At 60.8% G+C, this 314-nt stretch carries 1 pseudogene; it reads left to right on the top strand.

The features are described from left to right. Positions 1–119: 119 nt before the first annotated feature. Positions 120–314, top strand: a pseudogene (locus tag A3730_RS10465) (hydrolase or metal-binding protein); the annotation flags it as partial.

Raw genomic sequence — 314 nt, 5'->3', positions numbered from 1 at the left:
ACAAGGCCGGGAGCCGTCGCTTCCTGGTTCGCCCCAATGCTTAACCCTCTACGACTCACGGCATAACAGCCGGGCCTGGCCCGGCTGCGTCTATGCCTGTTATCCATCAGGAGCATCCCATGATTAAAGGACTCGCGATTACGCCCCCCGTGATTGGCCGCATCAGCATCGGCCGCGTGGTGGAGAAGAACGGCAAGCGTCTGCCCGAGAAAGACGATCAGTTCACCATCACCACCCAGATCCAGACCAAGGAAGGCTGGCTGCCCCACCCGCTGGATGAGGCCCTGCGCCAGGACACCAAGGGCAATAAACTC

This window comes from Alcanivorax sp. HI0044, assembly GCF_001634945.1.
This window is presented reverse-complemented; position numbering and strand designations above follow the sequence as displayed.